The organism is Spongiibacter sp. C9W, from assembly GCF_057370015.1.
Genome location: NZ_CM170672.1, coordinates 352867 through 374946, shown reverse-complemented (window position 1 = coordinate 374946; position 22080 = coordinate 352867). Strand labels below are relative to the sequence as shown.

Annotated in this window: 15 protein-coding genes and 3 pseudogenes; 4 read left to right on the top strand and 14 right to left on the bottom strand. The window is 52.6% G+C overall.

Annotation, left to right across the window (positions count from 1 at the left end):
- Positions 1 to 20 precede the first annotated feature (20 nt).
- Positions 21 to 920, bottom strand: a complete 900-nt coding sequence (locus tag AC2Q8J_RS01800; RefSeq protein ID WP_190766877.1) for an alpha/beta hydrolase — start codon at positions 918 to 920, stop codon at positions 21 to 23.
- An 85-nt stretch (positions 921 to 1005) separates the two neighbouring features.
- Between AC2Q8J_RS01800 and AC2Q8J_RS01795 the strand changes: the two genes are divergently transcribed.
- The gene (locus AC2Q8J_RS01795) at positions 1006 to 1974 is read left to right on the top strand and encodes an IS5 family transposase (protein ID WP_040803804.1); all 969 of its coding nucleotides are present in this window, start codon (positions 1006 to 1008) and stop codon (positions 1972 to 1974) included.
- A gap of 174 nt (positions 1975 to 2148) precedes the next feature.
- Here the strand turns inward: AC2Q8J_RS01795 and AC2Q8J_RS01790 are convergent, their stop codons facing one another.
- Entirely contained in the window at positions 2149 to 4497 is a 2349-nt protein-coding gene (locus AC2Q8J_RS01790) for a TonB-dependent receptor (RefSeq protein ID WP_486451977.1), read from the bottom strand.
- 605 nt (positions 4498 to 5102) lie between these two features.
- Between AC2Q8J_RS01790 and istB the strand changes: the two are divergent.
- Positions 5103 to 5867, top strand: a pseudogene (gene istB / locus AC2Q8J_RS01785) (IS21-like element helper ATPase IstB).
- Positions 5868 to 5931: 64 nt separating this feature from the next.
- Here istB and AC2Q8J_RS01780 read toward each other — a convergent pair.
- The 7 genes and pseudogenes from AC2Q8J_RS01780 to AC2Q8J_RS01750 all read right to left on the bottom strand — a co-directional run.
- Positions 5932 to 6639 (bottom strand): annotated as a pseudogene (locus tag AC2Q8J_RS01780) (IS256 family transposase); the annotation flags it as partial.
- Positions 6640 to 6690: 51 nt separating this feature from the next.
- Positions 6691 to 6882, bottom strand: coding sequence for a hypothetical protein (locus AC2Q8J_RS01775; protein ID WP_190766881.1), 192 nt, complete (start codon positions 6880 to 6882; stop codon positions 6691 to 6693).
- 419 nt (positions 6883 to 7301) lie between these two features.
- A protein-coding gene (locus tag AC2Q8J_RS01770) for an IS3 family transposase (RefSeq protein WP_374964823.1) occupies positions 7302 to 8458 on the bottom strand; the annotation gives its coding sequence in 2 pieces (ribosomal slippage) (positions 7302 to 8210 and positions 8213 to 8458; 1155 coding nt in all).
- Positions 8459 to 8531: 73 nt separating this feature from the next.
- Positions 8532 to 10103 carry an AAA family ATPase gene (locus AC2Q8J_RS01765; RefSeq protein WP_190766883.1) on the bottom strand — a complete coding sequence of 524 codons (1572 nt, stop codon included), beginning with the start codon at positions 10101 to 10103 and terminating at the stop codon, positions 8532 to 8534.
- An 84-nt stretch (positions 10104 to 10187) separates the two neighbouring features.
- Positions 10188 to 10847, bottom strand: a complete 660-nt coding sequence (locus tag AC2Q8J_RS01760; protein WP_190766885.1) for a hypothetical protein — start codon at positions 10845 to 10847, stop codon at positions 10188 to 10190.
- Between the two features lie 94 nt (positions 10848 to 10941).
- On the bottom strand, positions 10942 to 11487 hold the full coding sequence (locus AC2Q8J_RS01755) for a hypothetical protein (RefSeq protein ID WP_190766887.1): 546 nt from the start codon (positions 11485 to 11487) through the stop codon (positions 10942 to 10944).
- A 16-nt stretch (positions 11488 to 11503) separates the two neighbouring features.
- A complete protein-coding gene (locus tag AC2Q8J_RS01750; RefSeq protein ID WP_190766889.1) occupies positions 11504 to 12025 on the bottom strand; it encodes a 5' nucleotidase, NT5C type in 522 nt (173 codons plus the stop codon).
- 146 nt (positions 12026 to 12171) lie between these two features.
- Here AC2Q8J_RS01750 and AC2Q8J_RS01745 point away from each other — a divergent pair, with 146 nt between their 5' ends.
- Positions 12172 to 15192, top strand: coding sequence for a Tn3 family transposase (locus AC2Q8J_RS01745; protein WP_008250625.1), 3021 nt, complete (start codon positions 12172 to 12174; stop codon positions 15190 to 15192).
- Between the two features lie 174 nt (positions 15193 to 15366).
- Here the strand turns inward: AC2Q8J_RS01745 and AC2Q8J_RS01740 are convergent, their stop codons facing one another.
- The 5 genes and pseudogenes from AC2Q8J_RS01740 to AC2Q8J_RS01720 form a co-directional block, all read right to left on the bottom strand.
- Positions 15367 to 16920 carry a wax ester/triacylglycerol synthase family O-acyltransferase gene (locus tag AC2Q8J_RS01740; protein WP_372747377.1) on the bottom strand — a complete coding sequence of 518 codons (1554 nt, stop codon included), beginning with the start codon at positions 16918 to 16920 and terminating at the stop codon, positions 15367 to 15369.
- Between the two features lie 9 nt (positions 16921 to 16929).
- Positions 16930 to 18504, bottom strand: coding sequence for a class I adenylate-forming enzyme family protein (locus tag AC2Q8J_RS01735; protein WP_190766990.1), 1575 nt, complete (start codon positions 18502 to 18504; stop codon positions 16930 to 16932).
- Positions 18505 to 18516: 12 nt separating this feature from the next.
- The gene (locus tag AC2Q8J_RS01730) at positions 18517 to 19230 is read right to left on the bottom strand and encodes a dehydroquinate synthase/iron-containing alcohol dehydrogenase family protein (RefSeq protein ID WP_486451976.1); all 714 of its coding nucleotides are present in this window, start codon (positions 19228 to 19230) and stop codon (positions 18517 to 18519) included.
- On the bottom strand, positions 19227 to 19715 hold the full coding sequence (locus AC2Q8J_RS01725) for an iron-containing alcohol dehydrogenase (protein ID WP_486451975.1): 489 nt from the start codon (positions 19713 to 19715) through the stop codon (positions 19227 to 19229). The genes AC2Q8J_RS01730 and AC2Q8J_RS01725 overlap by 4 nt, the downstream gene beginning before the upstream one ends.
- A gap of 35 nt (positions 19716 to 19750) precedes the next feature.
- Positions 19751 to 21255: pseudogene (locus AC2Q8J_RS01720) on the bottom strand (aldehyde dehydrogenase family protein).
- Between the two features lie 238 nt (positions 21256 to 21493).
- Here AC2Q8J_RS01720 and AC2Q8J_RS01715 point away from each other — a divergent pair.
- Positions 21494 to 22003, top strand: coding sequence for an AraC family transcriptional regulator ligand-binding domain-containing protein (locus AC2Q8J_RS01715; RefSeq protein WP_486451974.1), 510 nt, complete (start codon positions 21494 to 21496; stop codon positions 22001 to 22003).
- The last annotated feature ends 77 nt before the right edge of the window (positions 22004 to 22080 follow it).

Here is a 22080-nt window from a genome sequence, read left to right as displayed (position 1 = left end):
ATCTAACTAATTGGTGACAATTAATTCTTAGAGGTCTCTGACGGGTTCATTTTATTTTCCAAAAACTGACAAGCCTGGGATATTGATTTTTTTGCTTCTGGCAAAAAAGTAAACAATTGAAAAACGTGCATCATCCTTGGCCAAATCTTCACGATTACATCTCCACCACACGACTTTAAAGCATTTTCAAGCAATATAGGATGCCTACGAAAAATTTCATCGCCCCCGGCTTCAACCAAAATTGGGGGAAGGTTTCTTAAATCGCCATTTAAAGGTGAGATCATGTAGTTGCTTTTATCTTCATCTCCAAAATAAGCATCCATTAAGGGGAACGCATTTTCAGTAAACATAGGATCAGATTTTTGAAGATCAGAGTAATCATATTTTGACCAATCACAATCTACAGCAGGAGAAATCAGCCATAGTGCACAAGGGTGTTTAAGACCAATTTCTTTTATTTTCAACATGGTCGCTAAGGCCAGGTTACCACCAGCCGAATCACCTGCAATACAAAGCCTAAAATTAGCTCCCGTAATTTTTTTAACAATTTCTTGGTAGACAGTTACACAATCCTCAAGTGCAGCAGGGAATGGATGCTCTGGGGCCAAACGGTAGTCAGGAACAATCACAACACACTTGAGCTCCTTCGCTAAACGGGAGCAAAACCGCTGGTAAACTTTAGGGGAATGTGAGACGAATCCACCGCCATGAAAGTAGAGTAACGCTTTTGAGGAGTCACACCCTCGCGGCTTTATAATATGGGCAGAGACATCTTTATATTTTTTATTACAAATACTAACGCCGAATACTTTCCCAAAGAAGAAGAACTCTAGAAAACTCATCCTTTTACGAAATTTTTTAACATTTGCATCTTCACCCCACAAAGACCGCAATAATATTTTGCATATTTTATTCAGCAAAACAGCTCTAAAACTAGGGCATCTCTGATTAATTCTTCCGATGAGGGATAATAGGATCTTCGCTCAACGGCCCCGAGAAAATACGATGAAGCAACTCTCTCTGACAGATAACTTTGAGAAGCACCGCAAGAAAACCCGTAAGGAGCAGTTTCTCGAAGACATGGATCGCATCATTCCCTGGCAAGGATTGGTGGATGCCATCACGCCGTTTTATCCCAACCCGCAAGGTGCGGGGCGTCGTCCTATCGGCATTGAGAGAATGCTGCGCATCTACTTCTTGCAACACTGGTTTCAGCTCTCTGATCCCGCCGCTGAAGAGGCGATTTACGATTCCCGTGCTATGCGTCGCTTTGTCGGTATTGACCTGGGCACTGAGCCTGCGCCGGACGAGACAACCATCTGCAAATTCCGCCACCTCATGGAAAAACGCAATCTGGGAGACCAGTTCTTCCACCTGGTTAACCAGTATCTGAAAGAGAATGGCCTGAAAGTGAACCGCGGCACCATCGTTGATGCCAGCATCATCAGTGCGCCCAGTTCGACCAAGAACAAGAAGAAGCAGCGCGATCCGGATATGCGTCAAACCAAGAAAGGCAACCAGTGGTACTTCGGAATGAAAGCCCATATTGGCGTGGATACGGAAACCAAGTTGATTCACTCGGTGGTGGCCACGGGCGCCAATGTTCACGACTCGGTCGTCATTGGCGACCTGCTGCATGGCGAGGAAGAGCTGGTCTTTGGTGATTCGGCTTACAGTGGAAAAGGTGACGCGATCAACGAAGCGGCTCCCAATGCACTGGATCTGACTCAGAAGAAAGGTAGCCGCCACCAAACATTGACGGAAGCTGAGCGCGACTTTAACCGTAGAAAATCCAGAGTTCGTGCGCGAGTGGAACATGCCTTCGGCGTCATGAAGGGCCAGTTTGGCTTCAGGAAAGTCAGATACAAGGGGTTGGCTAAAAATGCCCATTACCTGTTTGCCACCTGTGCGTTAATCAATCTGGTCATGGCCAAAGAGCATTTATTGAAACAACGAGGCGCGCTACAGGGGTAGTCCGCCCGAAAATCGGGGCTAGGTGCGCCAGGCGCATAAAGGCTCTTCAAAAGCGCGCTAAATAGCGCAGAAAAGAGAGAAATGAGCGCCTGATTATTGAATTTAGCAGCCGTCATGTCGGTTCTCTTCAATTAATCAGATGTTCCCTAGGCATAAAATCTCCTTTTATTGTAATTAAAAATTAAGTCTGAGTGCAGCATGAACAGTTCGAGGCGGGTTGGTTAGCGCATGATGGGCTCCAGGCTGAAGCGGGACATCTCCACTAAAGGTTTTAACCAGCTCATCACTAATATTTTTAACATGAACTTCTAGCCCCCAACTTTCCGAAAGACTTTTCAACCCAATTCGACCGTTATATATCCAATATTCCTCTTGATAATCATCTGGATCCAAATCCGGGTCCATATATTCCCCACCTTTAAAATTAGCATCCCCACCGAGCACAAACTTTAAGGGCCAATCCAAAATCTGGGACTCATAACTAAATGAGAAGCTACCTGACAACCTTGGAGCCCTATGTAGCTCTTTTCCAGACAAATCACATTCAGGGCTAGGAGGCAGAGCGCCTATCCCCTGAACTTGATACCCGGGCTCTCCGGGAGCCTCCGTTCGGCATGTGGCATCTTTAAAATCAACAAACTTAGCATCGTTGTACCCTACATTCATTGAAAGAATTAAACCTTCAGCAGCAAGTAAAGTCATATCAAATTCAACGCCATTTGTTCGCACTTCATTTGCATTACTTTGGGTGTAGGTCAAACCGGTAAATGTTGCCAGCTGATATCCATCATATTCAGTATAAAAAGCCCCCAAATTCAACCTTAAACGTTGATCGAGCAGCGATGTTTTAACACCCGCCTCAAGGGTATCGCTGGTCTCGGCATCAAATTCATATTTATCTTTACTAAATGCCGCAATATTAAAACTACCAGCTCGATACCCCTGAGAAAATGTTGAATAAATTGTTACATTCTCATGAGGCTCCCAGCTTAAAGATATTTTTGGTGAGAAGTCCCTAAATATAAGAGTTTCGTCCGCAGTATACCCTCCCAATATCAGCACATCCCATATTGGATACGGGCCAGCATCAGTAAGAATACCAGTACCATGTTTCTTATCATCTGAATATCGAGCTCCTAACGTCATAACTAGATAATCAGTGATTGACCATTCAACTTGGGAAAACACGCCAAACGACTCAACATCGACAGTGAAATATCCGTCCAGCCTCGACAACTCACCATCATCATTTGTTACCAAGCCTGTAACGAGATCTAACACCCCACCGAGACCAAGCCCATCAGGAGAGAGACCACCAATATTTATAAACTTTATAAAATCAGCCCAGATTGGGCTACCGACCTCTGACTCAAGGTCTGTTTCCAAATAGAACAACCCAGCTACGTATTGAAATCTCCCAGGTGGCGAAACAACTCTCAACTCATGACTTATTTGCTCAAACTCTTGATCAGTGAACAATCTGCCAGCATTTGCTGATTGACCATCAATATCTGCTCGAAACGCATCATCCAAGCCAACCATTCCATAAACATAGCTGAACGTATGATCCCACTTGTCATAAGTAAATTTTATCGGAGCAATATAGCCGCTACCACTTGATTCATTTTCAGAAGAATTTGAATTCCTCCTATCAAGATTAGACTCAAATCCAGGCGTCAACACCTCACCAAGAGCTCTTAATTGGGAAGGATACTTATGAATTTCATCCCCACCGGATGCGCCAATGTAATAATCAAGATGATAGTAACTTGCATCAATTGAAAAGTTATCGCTAATATCTGCCCTAATAGAAATTCTTGCTTGTTCAATATCTTTATTTCTTGACTTTCCACCAGTAACTAGGTTTTCTACAAAACCATCTTCTCCGGCGCTCCTTAAAGCTAAACGAAAGGAAATTTTATCCGTTAACGGACCCGATATCGCACCTTCATAGTTTTTAAAGTTTCTATCGCCAGAGGCCAGATTTAGAAAGCCCTCCCATTCTCTCGTTGGCATACCATGATCAATCTTTATAACCCCACCGGTAGCATTCCTACCATATAATGTTCCTTGCGGCCCTTTCATTACTTCTATTTTCGCTAGATCCACAAACCCAGGCTTCAAGAAATCTAGCCTTGGCACATAAACATCATCCAAAATGTAGGCAACCGCTTGCTCACCAATTGAATTCAATTCAGCCGTTCCTATACCCCTCATATACATTGCATTGTAATCTGTATTTATTGACACATTTGGCAATAACATAGCCATATCTGTTAAGTCTGATATAGCTTTATCTCTCATTTCATCGCCAGAAACTACAGTAAGAGCGATTGGCACATCTCTAACATCTTGCGTACGTCTTTGAGCTGTAACAGTTACTTCCTCAAGTCGATACCCTTGACCTCCGTTTTCGGCAAGTGAAAATTCATGCTCAGAGCACAAAACTATAAGAAGCATTAAAGGCAGAAACCGAATGTTCATATTTCCAAACAACTCTATTATGATTTTTGATTTTTTCACATTACTCCAAAATCATCTCACTTAGCTTAGCCTATTCGTCATTTCAGTTAGCCCAACAGCACCAACCCGTGATTCAGCTATATCGCTGCGCTAGGATAGCGATACAGTACGCCCCTATGTACTTCTAGCCGAATTTAGGGTTTCAGGCGCCCCCCTCTAACACCAACTCATACATACAATCTAAGCCCTCGACGATAGCCGCCGGGGGGATGTAGGGGAATTTTCAATTTATTGCACGCGGCGTCTGGTTCCCGCCTTTGTCCGTCACCATTACGACACCTCAGGGCTAGACAGACAAAAACGGGATCGCGGTTGAAAATCACTCAACGATAGGTGCTGTGACCCAATGGTGCCTCAAGAGAAACACACATCATGGGATTGCCCATAATTAACCCAACGCATTGCACTCTAAGCCGGTCAAGACCGTGATCTCAATCGCGCCGAAGGCTTAGTCTTTACCGGATTTGAGCGAGATGCAAACTCTTGTGGGGCAACCACAGCGACCCCAGCCATTAACCCCCCCGCCTTGAAACTGGTCACAGAACCGCTGGCCAACACGGCCCGCTATGACAAGCTGAGGAGAACACCCCATAAACACTGATGCGATGGTCGCCACGCTGAAGTCCCTGAAGCTGCACGGCATGACCGATGCGATCTCAACGCTCTCTGAGCAAGCCTCACCGGCTTACCAGAGTGCGCTACCCGTGCTGGATATGCTACTTAAAGCGGAAGCGTCTGAGCGCGATGTGCGCTCCACCCAGTATCAGATGAAGGTTGCGAAGTTCCCGGCTTACCGTGACCTGACCGGCTTTGACTTCCAGCAAAGTATGGCCGATGAAGCGCTGGTGAAGTCACTATACCGCTGCCAGTTCCTGGAGGATACCCAGAATGTCGTCTTGGTCGGTGGGCCGGGCACGGGCAAGACTCACCTCGCTACGGCCATCGGTGTGCAGGCTATCCAGCATCATCGTCAGCGGGTGAGGTTCTTATCCACTATTGAGCAGGTCAATGCCCTGGAACAGGAGAAACAGCAGGCTCAACAAGGGCGGCTGGCAAATCGCTTGATACACACCGATCTGGTGATCCTGGACGAGCTTGGCTATCTGCCGTTCAGCCAAGCCGGCGGGGCGTTGCTGTTCCATCTGATCAGCAAACTCTACGAGCGCGCCAGCATCATCATTACGACCAACCTCAGCTTCGGATAATGGTCGAGCATCTTTGGTGACGAGAAGATGACGACGGCCTTGCTCGACAGGCTTACCCATCACTGCCATATCCTAGAAACCGGAAATGACAGTGACCGACACAAACACTCGACAACGAATCAGAAGGAAATACAGGCAGGAAGAAAACCGAGAATTACGCCATAATCAGGCGAACAGGGTGGGTCAAATTTTGATGAAAATCCTGGGTCAGTTTTAAATGCAAATCAACACCCTTGAGGCCATCCACGCAGGCAATTAGGATGTTCTTCACACCGCGATTTTGGAGCTCTGTCAGGACGCCCAACCAGAAATTTGCTCCTTCACTTTCCGAGAGCCACATGCCAAGCAGCTCCTTGTGGCCTTCGAAATTGACACCCAGGGCCAGATAAATCGCCTTGTTGATGACCTGCTTGTCTTGGCGGATTTTGACCACGATGCAGTCCAGGTAGACGATAGGGTAGATAGGACCCAAGGGACGAGACAGCCACTCCACAACTTTACCGATCACAGCCTCTGTCACCTTGGAAACCAGGGTGGGCGAGATATCGACATCGTTCATCACTTTGAAGGTGGCGACGATTTCCCGCGTCGTCATACCTTTCGCGTAGAGGCTCAGGATCTTGTCATCCATGGAGGTGAAGCGGGTTTGAACCTTCTTTACCAGCTGCGGATCGAAGCTGCCCTCGCGGTCACGGGGCGTGTTTAGCTTAAACTGACCGTCCTGGGTCTTCAGGGTCTTGCTGGTGTAGCCGTTGCGGCTGTTCGCGTTGTCGGAGGGCTGGCGCCTGTCGTAGCCCAGATGCGAGTCAAGTTCGGCATTCAGCGCCGCTTCGACAGTTATCTTGGTCAGCATCTAGCTGAACTCGTTGAGATCTTTCTCAGTCTTGAGGGTTTTGGCAGCCTCACGTGCGAAGGCTTCAAGTTCTTTCTTTTTCATATTGCCTATCTTTACGCTGTAAGGGTTCAATGATAGGCGGTTTACACAGTTTTATTTACAGGCTCGGCAAATATCACACTCAACAAAATTTCCATCGCCAAAGATACTGCCGTAACTGCCTGTCTTTTGGAGACTGACGAATCCTTGCATCTCAATAGAATCATCATATTTCGTTTGGCAGATATCACAGGTCATGCTGCTAACCTCTTCTATCTCGATACAGTGTTTTGTAATATGTTTCATGGTCATTCCCCAAATTGGAATTTAAGAGTAAAAGACAAGTAATTAACTGATTTTCTCTTTATCTGTTCGATGTTTTATTTGGTTATTTATCTCATTAGAAAGCAAATACCCAACGGCCTTGCCGTTAAGCGTAATCTCATACACAACAGGTAGATCCTTTGCCAAATTCCGGAAGATCGTCGTCGACTCACGCTTTAATCTACTCATGGGTATTGTTTTAATCATCATGACGCACCTCCGTGAAGATTAAATTTTGACTCGTGCACTGATCCCGCCCTCCCGGTTGAGATGGAGCACTAATAGATAGTTTCTCGATCGCTCTGCCTTGTTCTCATCTGGGTGACGCCCTTCCGCATGTCGTGCCAAACGACGAGTGCCACCCCCAACATTGATCTGATTTTCATCGCTTTGAATCGCCACTAGTTCACTAGACGCTTTTCAGCCTCTTTTAAATACTGACGCTCATAATCTACAGGCGACAGCCCATTGTTGGAACCATGCTGTCGTTTTGTGTTGTAGAACATCTCGATGTAATCAAATATATCGCTCCTTGCTGCATCTCGTGTCGCGTATATTTTGCGCTTTATTCGTTCTCGCTTTAGTAACTGGAAGAAGCTTTCCGCAACCGCGTTGTCGTGGCAGTTGCCTCGGCGGCTCATGCTCCCCTCCAAGCCATGCTCTCTGAGAAACTCGCTCCAGTCATGGCTTGTGTATTGGCTGCCCTGATCCGAGTGAACCAGCACTCCCTTTATAGGTTTTCGACGCCAGACAGCCATTAGTAATGCATCCAGCACAAGCTCTTTGGTTATGCGAGACTGCATAGACCAACCAATGATACGGCGAGAGAAGAGATCCATCACCGCTGCGAGGTAAAGCCAGCCTTCATGGGTCTTGATGTACGTAATATCGGTAACCCAAGCCTGATTTGGCATGACCGGATCAAACTGCCGGTCTAGCACATTGGGTGTGATGACATGTCGTTCTCCACCGCGCTGTCTGGGCTTGCGGTACCCAACCTGAGCCTTAATGCCTTCAAGCTTCATCAAACGATGTACGCGATTTAGGCCACAACGCTCACCCGCGTCCCTTAGATCTCTATGAATCTTGCGATAGCCATAGACGCAGCCTGATTCAAGCCAATACTGCTTGATGAGACCAGTAAGACGCTCATCATCAATCTGTCGCTTGGATTTTGGATGTTTCTTCCAGGCGTAGTACCCGCTGGGTTGAACACCAAACAGCTGACATAACTGCCGTACAGAATGAGAGCTGTGGTGTTCAGCGATAAAGGCGTATCTTACTCGGGGTGGCTTGCGAAGTACGCCGCGGCTTTTTTTAACAGGTCACGCTCTTCAGTAACGCGCTTCAAGTCCTTCTGTAGACGTCGGATCTCCGCAGCATCATCGGACTCCTTGCGATGCGCTTCTGAGTTAGGGCCGTAACGCTTAATCCATGCGTAAAGGCTATGAGTTGTTGTGCCTAGCCGTTGGGCCACATCGGCTACGCTGTGACCCGATACCGTGACCTGCTTAACCGCTTCAATCTTGAACTCTTCTGGATAACGCTGCTTGCTCATAAACACCTCTCTTTGTGCCATTTTCTATGGCTAAAAGGTGTCTAGCAAACTGGGGGCGATTCACTTTCCGCTTTCAAAGCTGTGCCAGGAAGCCCATACCCGTACCTTTCTTATTCACGGATGAACGCTTCATCAAAGCCATCAGCGCTTTTCCCGATATTTCGATACCATCGCCTTCTTTTGTATCGTTCAGAGCAGCGCTGAGGATCTTCCCAGCGTTGTTTCTGATGGCTCTGGGTGTGATGCCCATCCTGGCAGCCTCACAGATATCGCCCGCCACCATGACGGTGATACCTTCCACACCGAAGTCGTCTTTTAGTGCTTTATTGAGAATAGCGGTGTAGATTCCTTGAAGCGCTTCTGTGGGCGGAAAACCCACCTCTATGACTTTCACTCGGGACAAGATTGGTGCCGGGATCTGGTCCACCGAATTGGAAGAACCGATATAGCTGACCTCGGAGAGATTTATCTCGTGTTCTAAGAAGCCATCCCGAAATCGCGCCGCACTGTCACGTTCCAGCATCTGCAACACAGCGGACTCCGTTCCGTTGACCCCATAATCCCGTCTGAAGTTGCTCTTTTCGAACTCATCCAGGATAAAGATAGGGTTGATGTGTTGGCACTTGGCCGCTGATTTAGCCAACAACCCCGGCATCGGTTCTTTCCATCCACGCTCACAACCGGTTAATACAAAACCCGCGTCAGTCGTTGCCATTGGAATGCTTTCCATAGAAAACCCCAGGGTTTCGGCAAGTTGGAATAGGCCATGGGTCTTGCCTATGCCAGGCGGGCCATTGAGGATCATTGGCGGCAAAGTAAAGCGCGTGGCCTTAAACCGAATCGCCAAGTCCATGGCCAGGATGACCTCATCCAAGAACTCACTGAGGTGGGGTAAGGTTTCGCGAAGCGCTTTGACTTGCGTCAGGCTCTCTTCATCTGGCAACCAGCGTGAGACGGGCTGGCTCAGGCCCTCCATTGTATTCCTGAAGAGGTCAGACTGCGGAAACGGCAAAAGATCCGCTTTTGCAGAGATATCGATCTTATCGGCATTGACCAGAAACTGAATACCACTGCCTTTGGTGGCATCTTGGAGACGTACGGTTTCATCTGTTTCAGCGCCTTCGTCGCCCTGTCCGTCACCATAGACCAGTGCTTTGCCCTCCTCGGTTAAGTCGTAGTGCGCTACCTTTTCCAGATCCTGAACGCCAAACTCAAACTCCGGTATTCCAAATTCATAGGGCTCCCTCGCTCTCGGTATCTTGACTACAATCTCGGGCTCCCAGTCGCCAATCAAGGCCAGTGTGTTATAACTCCCTTCGACGGACATGCCATACACCGCGTTAATATTGATGACTTGAATACTGTATGGCGAAATCAGCTCTGCCTTGATGCGATCATGGAAGTCCAGAATCTCATCCAAGACCTGCTCCATGTCTTCCAGGCTGAAGAAGGTGATGCAGGTCTCGCGGTCAATGGCGTTGAATTCCGCAGTATGCCAACGTTGGAAGCTGTTCCGCATAACAGCGGTGTTCAGGGACTCCGCCAACTCCAGGGCCTGGGTGCGATTCACCACGATAATGCCTCTGAACAGCATCCTGCTGATCTCTTCACGCAGGGCTTCGATTTTTGATGAGGTGTTTTGCATAGACGCACCTTTCCTGTGGCCGCACTGAGTACTCATGCGACATTCGAGTCAATATTGGGGGGGTTATTTGTTGTTAGCGGCTAACTAACGACTGTGAGGTGAAATGCCTTTCAGGAGCCATGGCACCAGCGACTTGCGGAAGAAGCGGTTGGCCAAAGCGGGCAATAACTCCGCGGGGGTGTGATGAAATCGCAGGTTGCCCTTCTCAATCTGGGTCAGGCAATACGCGTAGAGCCCTTTGCGGTTCCAGGCTCTTAGGTGCTCCAGCATCCGTAAACCCTCGGCCTTGCCAATCCAGCGGGCTTTCTCCTGTCGGACAATGTGCTCTGCCAGGAAGACCATCGCCATGGCCAAGGCTTGGCATTCACTGTGAGACAGGCTGCCGACAGGGGGTGCGTCCTCGTCACTTCCTTGGTCCGGCCTGACGTGTTTAACGTCAATGTGGCTATTGCCTAGATGGATATCGAGGGCTGCTTGAGAGAGAACAGGCTGACACATCAGGTCTATCTGGACCTGAATGCGCTGATGAAGCAACTTAAGGAGGTGACTTTTGGTCCCCACTCGGCGTCCATCCTGGCCACTCAGGAAATGGTGTAAGGCTTCCCAGTTATCTTCTTCATCACCTATCCCAAAGATCGGGACCAAGGCATTACCGGTGAGCGTTGCACCGACCATGCTGACAAACTCTTCAATCACATCGCTGAGCAGCGTCAGGCTCAGTTGTACGGGGACTCGTGTCTTCATCGCGTCTTCCTCGTTCTCAAGATCAGAAATGGGCTATTGATTGCCTTTCCTGACTTGCTGGGTATTGGGGTCTACTTCGTTTGCTCTAAGGGGGTCAGTACCCGGCCTTAAATGCCGGATACAGCACCCTAATCAGTTCATGACCCAAGGGTTCGGTCAGTTCTGAGGGGTGATAGGTAAAGCAGGCCTGCTGCGCATAGAGCCACTGGCTGAGCTTCTGCACCCCGTTGCCTTTACCCGGCAATACCGCGGCACAGTGCGTCACCACCACATCAATCGGCTGCCAGGTGGCCAGCATCTCGATCAAGGCATGGGCCATCGTTTGGCACAGTGGCAGACTCAGCGCGATTTGCGGCAGGAAAGGCCTAGGCTGTGGGAAGGGGCAACTGCCACGCTCCCAGAGCTGCTCAGACTGAGTGCGGAGCAAGGTCGCCATGTTCTCACGAACGTGTTCAATGTCGACCGGCTTACACCTTCCTGTCAGTTTAATAGATTGCAACCATGCTGCGATGGCCTCGGCATTACTGGCTTCCCAGCCCTCACCCAGTCGCATCACTAGGCCATCCTTAAAGGGGCTTTGCCACTGGCTTGCAATCTGCAAGGCCATCACCTCAATCGATCGGGATTGAAAACTCACCATGGTGGATACCTCGCGGTTACTCAGAAAAAAGGCCAATGTCAGGATGGAACAACACGCTGCGCCAATCAGGATACTTCGGAGACCCAAATGGGATCAGCTCGCCCGCAAAATTCTCCTGCCCTTTGCCGGCCACCCGGTCATCAATCAGATAGTCACCTTGCAGCAGCGCTTTATTGGGACAGATAATCAGCCGGTAGGCAGCCTCAAAACCGAGGTGCTCCTCGACCCATAGCCGCTTCTCGGTATAACTGTGAGGGTTGCGTACTGAGGGCGCGGTGAGGATATAGACCGAGGTATTGGCTAGCCCACTCAGGTGATGAAAGGACTCCACTGCACGGGGTAAGGGCTGTAGGCCCACAAAGAAGCCAACCTGGCTCTGCGGATAGGTGATCTCCGGCGACTGAGCTTGGACTTCATGATACCGGCCTCGGAAATCACACAAGGTGTCGTCCATGTCGATATAAATCACCCGGTCGCTGGGGGGCGGAGTAGGATGGCGGGTGACTGCTTGCTCCGCTGCTGATATTGGCTTAAACATCACCATCCTCCTCTTTGGGGTCCTAGGGATTTTGCCCCCAAATACTGCAAAAACCGCTGAAGTCCCCGTATTTACTGGCCTCCAAGCCACTATTAATTTTAATTTAGCTCAAGTTTCAGTATCTTCTTCGGCCTTTGGGTCAAAGAATGAGCAGAAACAAGCGACTATCGATTCTCACTGCCGCTGAAATCGAGGATTTATACGGCGTCCCGTCCTTCAACGAATCGTATCAGCGGTTTTACTTCACATTGAATGATAAAGAGCGTGCTGAGCTGGCCAGAATAAGGCAACGCAAGTATCGCTGTATCGCCATCGCATTGTTGGGCTACTTCAAATGCAAGCCCATCTTGCTCAATCCGACATTTAAATCCATGCGGGATGACCTGGAATTTATTGCGCAAAATCACTTCGATGGCCTGAAATTTCGGCGCTTCAGTCTGAAATCTGATCAAAAGTCCCGCATTTATGAGCGGATTTTTTCCATGATCGATTATGAAAATTGGAAAGATCCTGAGCATCAACCCCGGCTTGTTGAACACTTACTGGTCTGCGCTGAAAGCTGGGTCGCGGCGCGTGCTCTCTTTGATGCTGCCATTGAGTTCCTGGCTCACCAGAAAATCGCCATTCCTGCCTATAGCACCCTGCAGAAGATCGTCAGCCAGGTGGTTAACCAGCATCAGCAGCGACTGCATGAGAAGATCGGTGCCGCGTGTAGCCCAAAATTGACGGCTATACTAAATACACTGGTATCCGGTAATGACCAGCTTACGTTAACACAATTGCGCGGCAGCGCGCGCAATTTCACCGGTACCGAGTTGCAGAAAGAACTTGCAGTGTATCACCACATTCAACCGCTGATGGCAGAGGTGACCGCTGTCCTCGACTCGCTTTCTCTGTCTCAAAAAAATCAGCAGCACTATGCCGAACGGATTCACTATTACGGCGCCAAAATAAAACGTCAGTCGCCTGAGAATCAGTGCCTATATCTGCTTTGCTACCTACAGTTTCGATACCAAGAGGGGCTGGAACGGATGGCCGAAGGGTTCATTCATCACGTTCGACAGGTCAAGCAACGAGCGCATCAGCTGGCGCAGGACCGAGTTTATCGGGATTGGCAAAAGGCGGCTACCAATGTGAGTAAAGCTGCGGAAATCTTGCGTCTGTTCGTTGATGATCGTATCGATCCCAATACGTCATTCCACTCTGTACAGAAACAAGCATTCCAGGTTCTCAATGCTAGTGAGCTGAGCTCCGTCTGCCGGTATCTCGGCAATCAGAAGCAGTCGGCGGATGAGGCGTTCTGGCAACACCTGGATACAGAATCTACGTTGAGAACCGGCCTGTTACGATCACTCTTTTGTTGTCTTCGCATTGATGGCACCGATAAAACACAACGGTTGGCAGCGGTCTTGAGTCAAGCTCGACAGGAGCTGGCAGCCGGCAATATGCTCGGGGATGTCAGTATTGACAGGCGTCTTCCACCCAAAGCCACGCGACCACTCTTGTTGAAATCTGACGGCGGCATAGACAAGGCTAGATATGAATGGTTCTTGTATTTGCAGATTCCCAGCCGCCTAAACGGCCAGTTAGTGCTGCCAGAAGTCATACGGTATCGTGCACTGGACGACGATCTGGTAAAACCACAGACTTGGAAAAATCAGAAGCAGGCCTTGGTCGAGGGTACGAAGCAGCCCAAAATTACTGAGGATCCAAAGCAACTGATCCCGCGCATGACGGATCAGTTGGCCACTCGGCTACACGAGGTCAGTGACTACCTGGAACGCCTGGACAACAGGGATATCATTCTGCGCCCGAAGGGGGGTAAACACCTTTGGCGCTTACCGACTGCCGGCAAAAAACATCTGGTGAACAACCCGTTCTTCCAGCAAATGAGGGCAATCGGAGTCGCCGATGTCTTGCGCGTGGTGGATCAGGATACCGGATTTATTGACGACTTTGAGCACGTGCTGGGCATGACCTCCAAAAGCCGCCAGTATGAAGTGGACTTGCTGGCGATCCTGATCGCTAATGCCACAAACCAGGGCATCTATGGTATCGCCCAGATCTCCGACCGCACCTACGATCAGCTGAGTACGATCCAGGCGAACTACCTTCGACTGGAAACACTGAATGCCGCAAATGACCGCATCAACAACGCCACTACGCGACTGAGCATTTTTAATCACTACAATATCCAGGATGACAACCTGCATGCCAGCGCCGATGGCCAAAAGTTCGAAGCTAAGCGCGAGACATTCCGTACCCGGTATTCCTCAAAATACTTCGGCACCAGCAAAGGGGTCTCGGCTATCAGCCTGAACGCCAATCATATGGCAATCAATGCCCGGGTGATCGGCGCTAACGAACATGAATCCCATTACATCTTTGATCTTCTGATGAATAACAGTACTGAGATCATTCCAGATACGCTCTCCACGGATACCCACGGGGTAAACCACGTCAATTTTGCCTTGCTCGATCTGTTTGGATACCGGTTCGCCCCCCGATATGCTCAGGTAGGCAGGGTCATCAATGAGATGTTCAATATCTCCGAGGACGAGAATCAGCGCTTGAAACTCGCGTTGCGTAAACCGATTAATACACAGATCATCATGGAGTACTGGGACACCATCCAGCGAATTGCCGTCTCACTGGCTCACCGGAAAACCACCCAAGCCACATTGGTCCGGAAACTCTCAGGCTACAAGCAAAACCACCCTCTACTGAAAGCGCTGACTGAATATAACCGACTGTTGAAGGCCCAATATCTGCTGGATTACATCGATGACGCCAGCCTTAGAAACCACGTGCAACGAGCCTTGAATCGGGGAGAAGCTTATCACCAGTTGCGCCGGGCAATCAGCAACGTGAACAGCGACCGGTTCCGGGGAAATAGCGACGAGGAGATACAAATCTGGAACGAAAGCGCCCGGTTGGTAGCAAATGCCATTATCTACTTCAACTCGAAAGTACTCAGCAACCTGCTGGACAGCTTCGAGGAGCAGGGCAGCGAAAAATACATGGAAACCGTAAAGGGCGCATCACCTGTCGCGTGGGAGAATATCAACTTCCGGGGTACGTATACGTTCGCGCCGACGGGAGAACTTCCGAAACTGGATGATTTAATGGCGCCAATTGAGGGGTATCGGCCGAAAGGTGAAAGTTGATGCCTCTCTACAGGCCAGTAAACATGGGCGCTTCAGAGGCTTTTGCAGTATTTGGAGGCAAAATCCCTAGGACCCCTTATATAGTTATGGAACTGTGGGTTATTACATGGCAAACAAACGTCCGGCTCTTGGCCGAATAATGATTAAATTTGTCCATTCAGCCCGGAACGCGTGTTAATTTGCCGCTTTTCTTCCTGCGGGGTTCTTCCTCACCGGCTTTTTAGCTGTTGTTTTCTTTTTTAGCGGGCGTTTTGCCGGCTTACGCTTTGGTTTGGCCCCAGTGGCCGCCAGCAATTCCGCATAGCTCTCTTCCAGACACTGGGCCAGGAACTCCGGGTCCGGCACAATCTCGCGGCAGGCCGTCGGGCAGATATAGATCTCCCGGTCGTAACTGGTGATCGCGAATACCGCTCCCATGCCGTCGGTACAGGGCGCCACAATGGACCAGAACTTCAGCTTCGCGCCCTGGAGGTACAGCGGCACGCTCGGCCCAGGCACATTGGAAATTGCCATATTAAACAATCGCTTACCGGTGCCACCCGCATCGAGACCAATACGGGAAATCAGCTTCCCTGTGGCCGCCAGCAAAGAAGCTGGAATATGCTTGTTGAGGTCCGTCAGGTCACTGGCGCCAATGGCGTTGACGATACTCTTGGAGCGAGCAGTCTGTTCGGTCACATAGGCGAGACGTTCTTTCGGGTCCGCAATATCGGAACCGATAGCGGCCCCCATGAAGGTGATGTTGTTGGCGCCAGGCTCGGCATCGGTCCCGGACCGGGTGTTGACCGGCATCATCGCCACCATGGTGTCCCGGGGCAATTCACCGTGGTGGTCCAGGTAGCGGCGCAGGGCGCCGGATATAATTGTCGTCACCACGTCGTTGATGGTGCTGCCTTCCACGGCCTTGCGAATGCCCTTGAGCTCGTCCAGTTGGAAGCGTGAGGTGGTAAACACCCGAAAGGGAGAAACCCGGCCGTCGAAGCGGGTCGTCGGCACCTTCGTTCCAGAAGTGTGTTCCTCGACCCTAGCCACAGTGCGTTTCTGCACCTCCTTGCGCAACCTGCCACCCACCTTGGGCAGCAGGTGGGACAGGGGTCTGGCAAGACGCATCGGCGAGGTCGCATTATTCCACCAGGCACGGGTGGCCATCTCAAACTGGCTGGGGGCGCGAACACCCTCGGTCTCATGCTCTCCGCCCAGCCCCGGTTTCTTACCCCGGGCATCGAGGTCGTGCAGGGCCCAGGTCAATTGTGCCGCCGCGGTGCCGTCTACGGCCGCGTGATGCATGCGGGTGAGGATGGCGAAGCTGCCCTTGGGCAGCCAGTCGATATTGTCCAGCCCCTCAACCACGTACATCTCCCACAGAGGGCGATTGAAATCGAAATGGGGGGTGGTCAGGCGCGAGGCCATGATACAGAACTGCCGCCAGTCGCCGGGCTTGGGCAGGGCAACGTGGAACACGTGGTTCTCGATGCGGAAATTCTCATCTTCCACCCAGTAGGGATAGTCCAGGGACATCGGCACCTGCTTGAGCTTCTGGCGGAAGATCGGCGAGGTGGCGGTGCGCGATTCGATGTGTTTGAGGATTTCCTTGAAGCGCAGGTGGCCACCGCCGGGGATTGTGGACTGGTCGTATACATAGATCATGGTGCCGCCGGTACTGGCGCGGTCCGTGTCCAGATAGATGAAGGAGGCATCGAGCCCCGACAGTTGCTTGAGTTTGCTCATGTGCTGGGCTCACCCGACCTTGCGGCCGGCCTCCTCCCAGTATTTCTGGCGCACCTGCCGGCGCAGCACCTTGCCCACCACGCTAGTGGGTATCTCCTCAACGATTTCAACGGATTTGGGCGTCTTGTATCCGCCCAACTCGTTGCGTACGTGCTGGATAAGGGCCGCCTCTTCAACCTCGGCGCCTTCCTTGAGCATGACCTCGGCGTGCACCGATTCGCCCCACTCCTCATGAGGCACACCGACCACCGCGGACATGAGCACCGCCGGGTGGCTGTTAAGCGCGGATTCCACTTCGTTGGCGTAGATATTGAAGCCGCCACTGATAATCATGTCTTTCTTGCGATCGACAATATGAAAGAAGCCACGCTCGTCGATCCTGCCAATGTCGCCAGACTTCCAGAAGCCATCCTGGAACTCAGAAGCGGTCTGCTCCGGATTGCCAAAGTAGCCCGGCACAATGGCGCGGGAACGCAGCCAGATCTCGCCGGTCTCTCCCCGCGGCACCGGGTTGCCGTCGTCGTCCATGATCTCAAGCTCGGTGAAAGGCGCAGGCCGGCCGGCGGAGGCCAGGTGCGAATCATCGCCGTCCTCCACCAGGTGGTCGGCTTTGCTCATGGACAGGGCCACACCAAAGTGCTCGGTGGAGCCATAGACCTGAATGAAGTTGTTCCCAAAGGCCGCCTGCAGTTCCGCCAGCTTGGACGGGCTCATGGGGGCAGCACCGTAGTACATGTTTTCAATTGTCTTGAACCGCGCCCGACCCTTCTCGTCCATATCCAGCAGGCGGTACAGCAGGGTCGGCACGGCGAAACCGTTAGTGATCCGCTCGGCGGCGATATTGTCACACCAGGCATCCAGATCGGGCACATTCATGGTCACGGTACAACCGCCCTTGAACTGGGTCGGCGCAAACATCATGCCGCTGCCGTGGGTGATCGGCGCCAGGTGGATAAAGCGGGTCTCGGGGTTCCAGGCCGGATCCGGCAGGGCCCAGTAGGAGTCGCGACACGCCAGGTAGGTGTCCGCTGTGTACATGGCACACTTGCCACGCCCGGTAGTGCCACCGGTGAAGCGCATGATCACCACGTCGTCGCGATCGTCGATCACCACGTTGGGGTTGCTGTCGTCCACCTGCTCCAGCAGGTTCCAGAAATAGTGTACGCCCTGGTACTCTTTCTCCGGCTTGTCCATAGCCACGATGGTGACCTGGCGCTCGCGCAGCATGTCATAGTGGCTTTCCAGCAGGTCAGCCTCGATGAACACCACCTTGGCGCTGACCGTATCCACCTGGTATGTGTGATCATCCAGGCTGTCGCGGTAGTTGGTGTAGCACAGGGGGGTGCCGGCTTTTGCCGCGGTGAAAAAGTGCAACAGCGATGCGTTGTCGTTGTCCAGGATGATCACCGCGTTATCGCCGCGTTGCAGGTCCAGCTTGTGGCGCATCATATTGACGATGCGGTTGGTCAGCAGGTGGAACTCGCGGAAGGTATAACGGCGGCCGCGCTCGATGTTCACCAGAGCCTCGCGCTCTGAGAAAGCATCCGCAAGGCGCTCACTGATAGTGCTGAAATTTATTTTCATGGTGAGCTCTCCTTATGACCAGTTACAGACGCGGCGGCACACGGACTCAATGATTTCCATCGGGATTGGCAGGAACGCCGCGAGCGGGTCGCCGGCGATGGCCGCAACGATCTCGGACATTTTCGATGCGGGAATATCATGACGGGCAAAGTCCAGCGGGTGCCCCATCTGCACCAACAGCTCGCGAATAGCGGCGGCACAGGCGAGGACAGCATCCCTGCCCTCGCCTTCTACTCCGAACACCCCTTTCAGGCGGTCCGCCACCGGCACATAGAAATCGGGGAATTCTTCCATTACCACGGGTAGCAGTACGCCGTTGGCCTCACCGTGGTGAATATGGCAGACAGCGCCCAGAGCGTGAGCGAAATTGTGTATTGGCGACGCACCCAGATCATTCACCACCGAGTTACAGGCCATGGCGCTGGCGTTGAGCATGGCCTGGCGAGCGAGGACATCCGAGCCATCGGCGACCACCTTCGGCAGGTTTTCGAGGATGACTTTTGCGCTGGTCTCGGCGTGGGCCAGGGTGAAATGGTTCGTGTTGAGATGGCCCATGGTTTCAACTGCGTGGGTCAGGGCATCCATACCGGTGGCGGCCGTCAACATGGGCGGCAGGCCGGTGGTCATGTGCGCATCCAGTACAGCGATATCCGACTCCAGGTAGTTGCTGACGATCAGGTGCTTGATGCCCAGTTCCTTGTTGTAAATCACCGCGCCATTGGTCACTTCCGCACCGGTACCAGCAGTTGTGGGAACTGAGATGGATGGGGCACGCCCATATATTCCACTTCCGGCCAGTTCATCATTTTCACCGGGGACTTCAGCAACTGGTCCACGCTGTCCACCCCGTTGTACATGGCGAGCTTGACCAGTTTCACCGAGTCGAGCACGCTGCCGCCACCCACGGCCAGCAGGCCGTCGGCGCCAGTTGCCCGTGCCATCGCCAGACAGTCGTCGATACAGCCGGACTCCGCGTCCGGGGCGGTGTCGGTAAATACACCCGCCAGGCGAACGCCGCCGGGGCCACGCTGCTCGTCAAACAGGGCTGCTACCTTGTCGACAATCCCCACATCTTTCAGGCCCTTGTCGCTGACCAGGAGAACTTTCTTGCTTCCCAGGCCGCTGAACAGGCCGGGCAGGCGGATGACAGTGCCGGGGCCCGCGTGAACCATGGTCCGCTGCCAGTATTGAAATGCGCCAGTGCTGGACATCTTTTATTCCTCTATAGCGTTAATGACAGCCGGGCTCAGACGACCTGGTGAACCAGGCCGAAGAAGGCCTTGGCATTCGGGTCGGTCTCGAAGCTTGTCATGTAGTTCTTGGTTTCCAGGTAGCCTTCCAGGGACGCGATATTGATCTCGCGCCCGTAACCACTCTGCTTGTGGCCGCCGAAGGACATGTCGCCGGTGATCGCGTGCCAGTCGTTGACCCACACGGTGCCCGCCTCCAGCCGCTGGGCGACTGCCTGGGCGCCGATGGGGTCGCCGGTCCACACACCCGCGGACAGGCCGTAGCAGCTGTCGTTGGCCAGGGCGATGGCGTCCTCGACATCGCTGTACTTGATCACCGACAGTACCGGGCCGAAAATCTCCTCGTTGTAGATCTTCATGTCCGGGGTAACATCGGTGAAGATGGTGGGCTGCACAAACATCGCGTCGGAGTACTCGTCAACCTGCAGCGGCCCGCCGCCACAGGCGAGGGTCGCACCTTCTGCCTTGCCGGACTCCACATAGCCCAGCACCCGTTCGTAGTGCTCGCGGTAGGCCATGGGGCCCAGTGTAGTTTCAGGGGCAAACTGGCTGCCGGCCTTCAAATTGCCGACCAGCTCGACCATGCGCGCCACCAGTTCGTCGTGAATGGACTCGTGAACGAACAGGCGGGTGCCGAGATACAGATTTGTCCCGAACCCAGCAGGAAGCCGAAAGTGGCGCCCCTGGCGGTCAGTTCGATGGGGGCATCTGGCAACACAATACCCGGCCCCTTGCCGCCCAGTTCCAGGGTCACCCGTTTCATGGTTTCGGCCGCCGCCTTCTGGATCATGGTGCCCGTACGACCAGAGCCGGTGAAGGAAATCTTGGCGACACCCGGGTGGGAGGACAGGGCTGCGCCCACGTCCTGGCCGTAGCCGGTAACCACGTTGACCACCCCGGGGGGCAGCAGGTCCTGCATCAGTTCCATCGCCCGCACCACCGCCAGCGAGGCGGTCTCGGCGGGCTTGATGACCACGGTGTTGCCCGCGGCAATCGCCGGCAGCATCTTGAGGAAAGCCAGGAACAGGGGGCCGTTCCAGGCAGTGATCAGGCCACAGACGCCCAGGGGCTGCTTCACCACCCGGACATCGTGCGCCTCGGGTGCGAGCCGCACCGGGGGATACTCGACAAAGGGGTAGCTTTCCAGCCCCTCGGCGAAGATCTGGATAAACTGCATGACCGCAGGAATATCGAAGCCCTTCAGACGAGTGACGCCGAGGCCGGTACAGGCCGCCTCCAGCGTCAGCAATTCCTCCAGGTTGGCACCCAGCACTAGCGCCATCCGGGCGATGATACCTGCACGTTCGCTGGTCGGGGTGTTTTTCCAGGTCTTGAACGCTTCTGCTGCCGCCGCGACAGCCGCGTCGACATCGGCGGCGTTACCCGCCGCGGCCTTGCCGGCAACCTGGCCGGATACGGGATCGATCAGGTCGATATACTGGCCGGATGATGGCGGAACGAACTCGCCGTTGATGATGTGTTGCTGGGTGGGGATGCTCACTGGGACCTCTCCCTGTTAGGTTGATGTGTTATTTGTGACACAGGCTAGACCCATCCCGGGTACCAGACTTGGCCCTAGCGACAAATAACCCGGCAAAACTGTCGGGGTTATACCCACAGGGCCTCGCCTGCAGATTCAAATGGAGGCCCTAAAAGCAGCACTTTTGCCTACGTAATCAAATTGTTATGCTAGCGCTATCCCGTTGAGGGCATAACGATAACGAGGGAACAACCGCAGGATGAGTGATTCCACATCCGCTACGACTATCGCCTCCTACACCATGGCCATCCACATGGCACTGGAAGCGAATGGCCACGATGCGGCCGCTGTATTTAAGGCCGCCGGGTTGAGTGACGCCCCCAGCCAGGATCCACTGGATCGCTATACCACCGTCCAGATGGCCACGCTGTTCCGGGAAGCGGTCAAATCTACCGGCAACCCCGCTTTCGGCTTGGTCGCCGCGCGCTTTCTCCACCCCTCCAATGTCCACGCCCTGGGCTATGCCCTGCTGGCCAGCGCCACCCTGCGGGACGCCTGTGAACGGCTGGTCTACTATTTCCGTATTGCCAGCAACCAGGGTTCCTATCGCATCGAGGAGAGCGAAGGCCGCTTCTGCCTGGTTCTGGAGGTAGTTGCAGACGGCGTCGCCTTTGAAACCATCGAGTCCAACAGCTTTGGACCGCAGTTGACTCTTTCGACACCCCTGCGATGCAACCCAATCCGGCTGACGGGGAGCCAGCAACGCTGAAAATTTACCCTCCTCTTTCCCACTAGCGGCTCCTTTTCCGACAACCAGCACGGCGGATCCCTGCCGCGGCGCTGTGA

Excerpts from the sequence above, each read along its gene's own strand:
- AC2Q8J_RS01740 (WP_372747377.1), bottom strand. The coding sequence starts at position 16,920 with ATGAGCAAACTCAAGCAACTGTCGGGGCTCGATGCCTCCTTCATCTAT.
- AC2Q8J_RS01715 (WP_486451974.1), top strand. The coding sequence starts at position 21,494 with ATGAGTGATTCCACATCCGCTACGACTATCGCCTCCTACACCATGGCC.
- AC2Q8J_RS01795 (WP_040803804.1), top strand. The coding sequence starts at position 1,006 with ATGAAGCAACTCTCTCTGACAGATAACTTTGAGAAGCACCGCAAGAAA.
- AC2Q8J_RS01775 (WP_190766881.1), bottom strand. The coding sequence starts at position 6,882 with ATGAAACATATTACAAAACACTGTATCGAGATAGAAGAGGTTAGCAGC.
- AC2Q8J_RS01725 (WP_486451975.1), bottom strand. The coding sequence starts at position 19,715 with ATGTCCAGCACTGGCGCATTTCAATACTGGCAGCGGACCATGGTTCAC.
- AC2Q8J_RS01755 (WP_190766887.1), bottom strand. The coding sequence starts at position 11,487 with ATGGTGAGTTTTCAATCCCGATCGATTGAGGTGATGGCCTTGCAGATT.
- AC2Q8J_RS01760 (WP_190766885.1), bottom strand. The coding sequence starts at position 10,847 with ATGAAGACACGAGTCCCCGTACAACTGAGCCTGACGCTGCTCAGCGAT.
- AC2Q8J_RS01765 (WP_190766883.1), bottom strand. The coding sequence starts at position 10,103 with ATGCAAAACACCTCATCAAAAATCGAAGCCCTGCGTGAAGAGATCAGC.
- AC2Q8J_RS01745 (WP_008250625.1), top strand. The coding sequence starts at position 12,172 with ATGAGCAGAAACAAGCGACTATCGATTCTCACTGCCGCTGAAATCGAG.
- AC2Q8J_RS01735 (WP_190766990.1), bottom strand. The coding sequence starts at position 18,504 with ATGAAAATAAATTTCAGCACTATCAGTGAGCGCCTTGCGGATGCTTTC.
- AC2Q8J_RS01750 (WP_190766889.1), bottom strand. The coding sequence starts at position 12,025 with ATGTTTAAGCCAATATCAGCAGCGGAGCAAGCAGTCACCCGCCATCCT.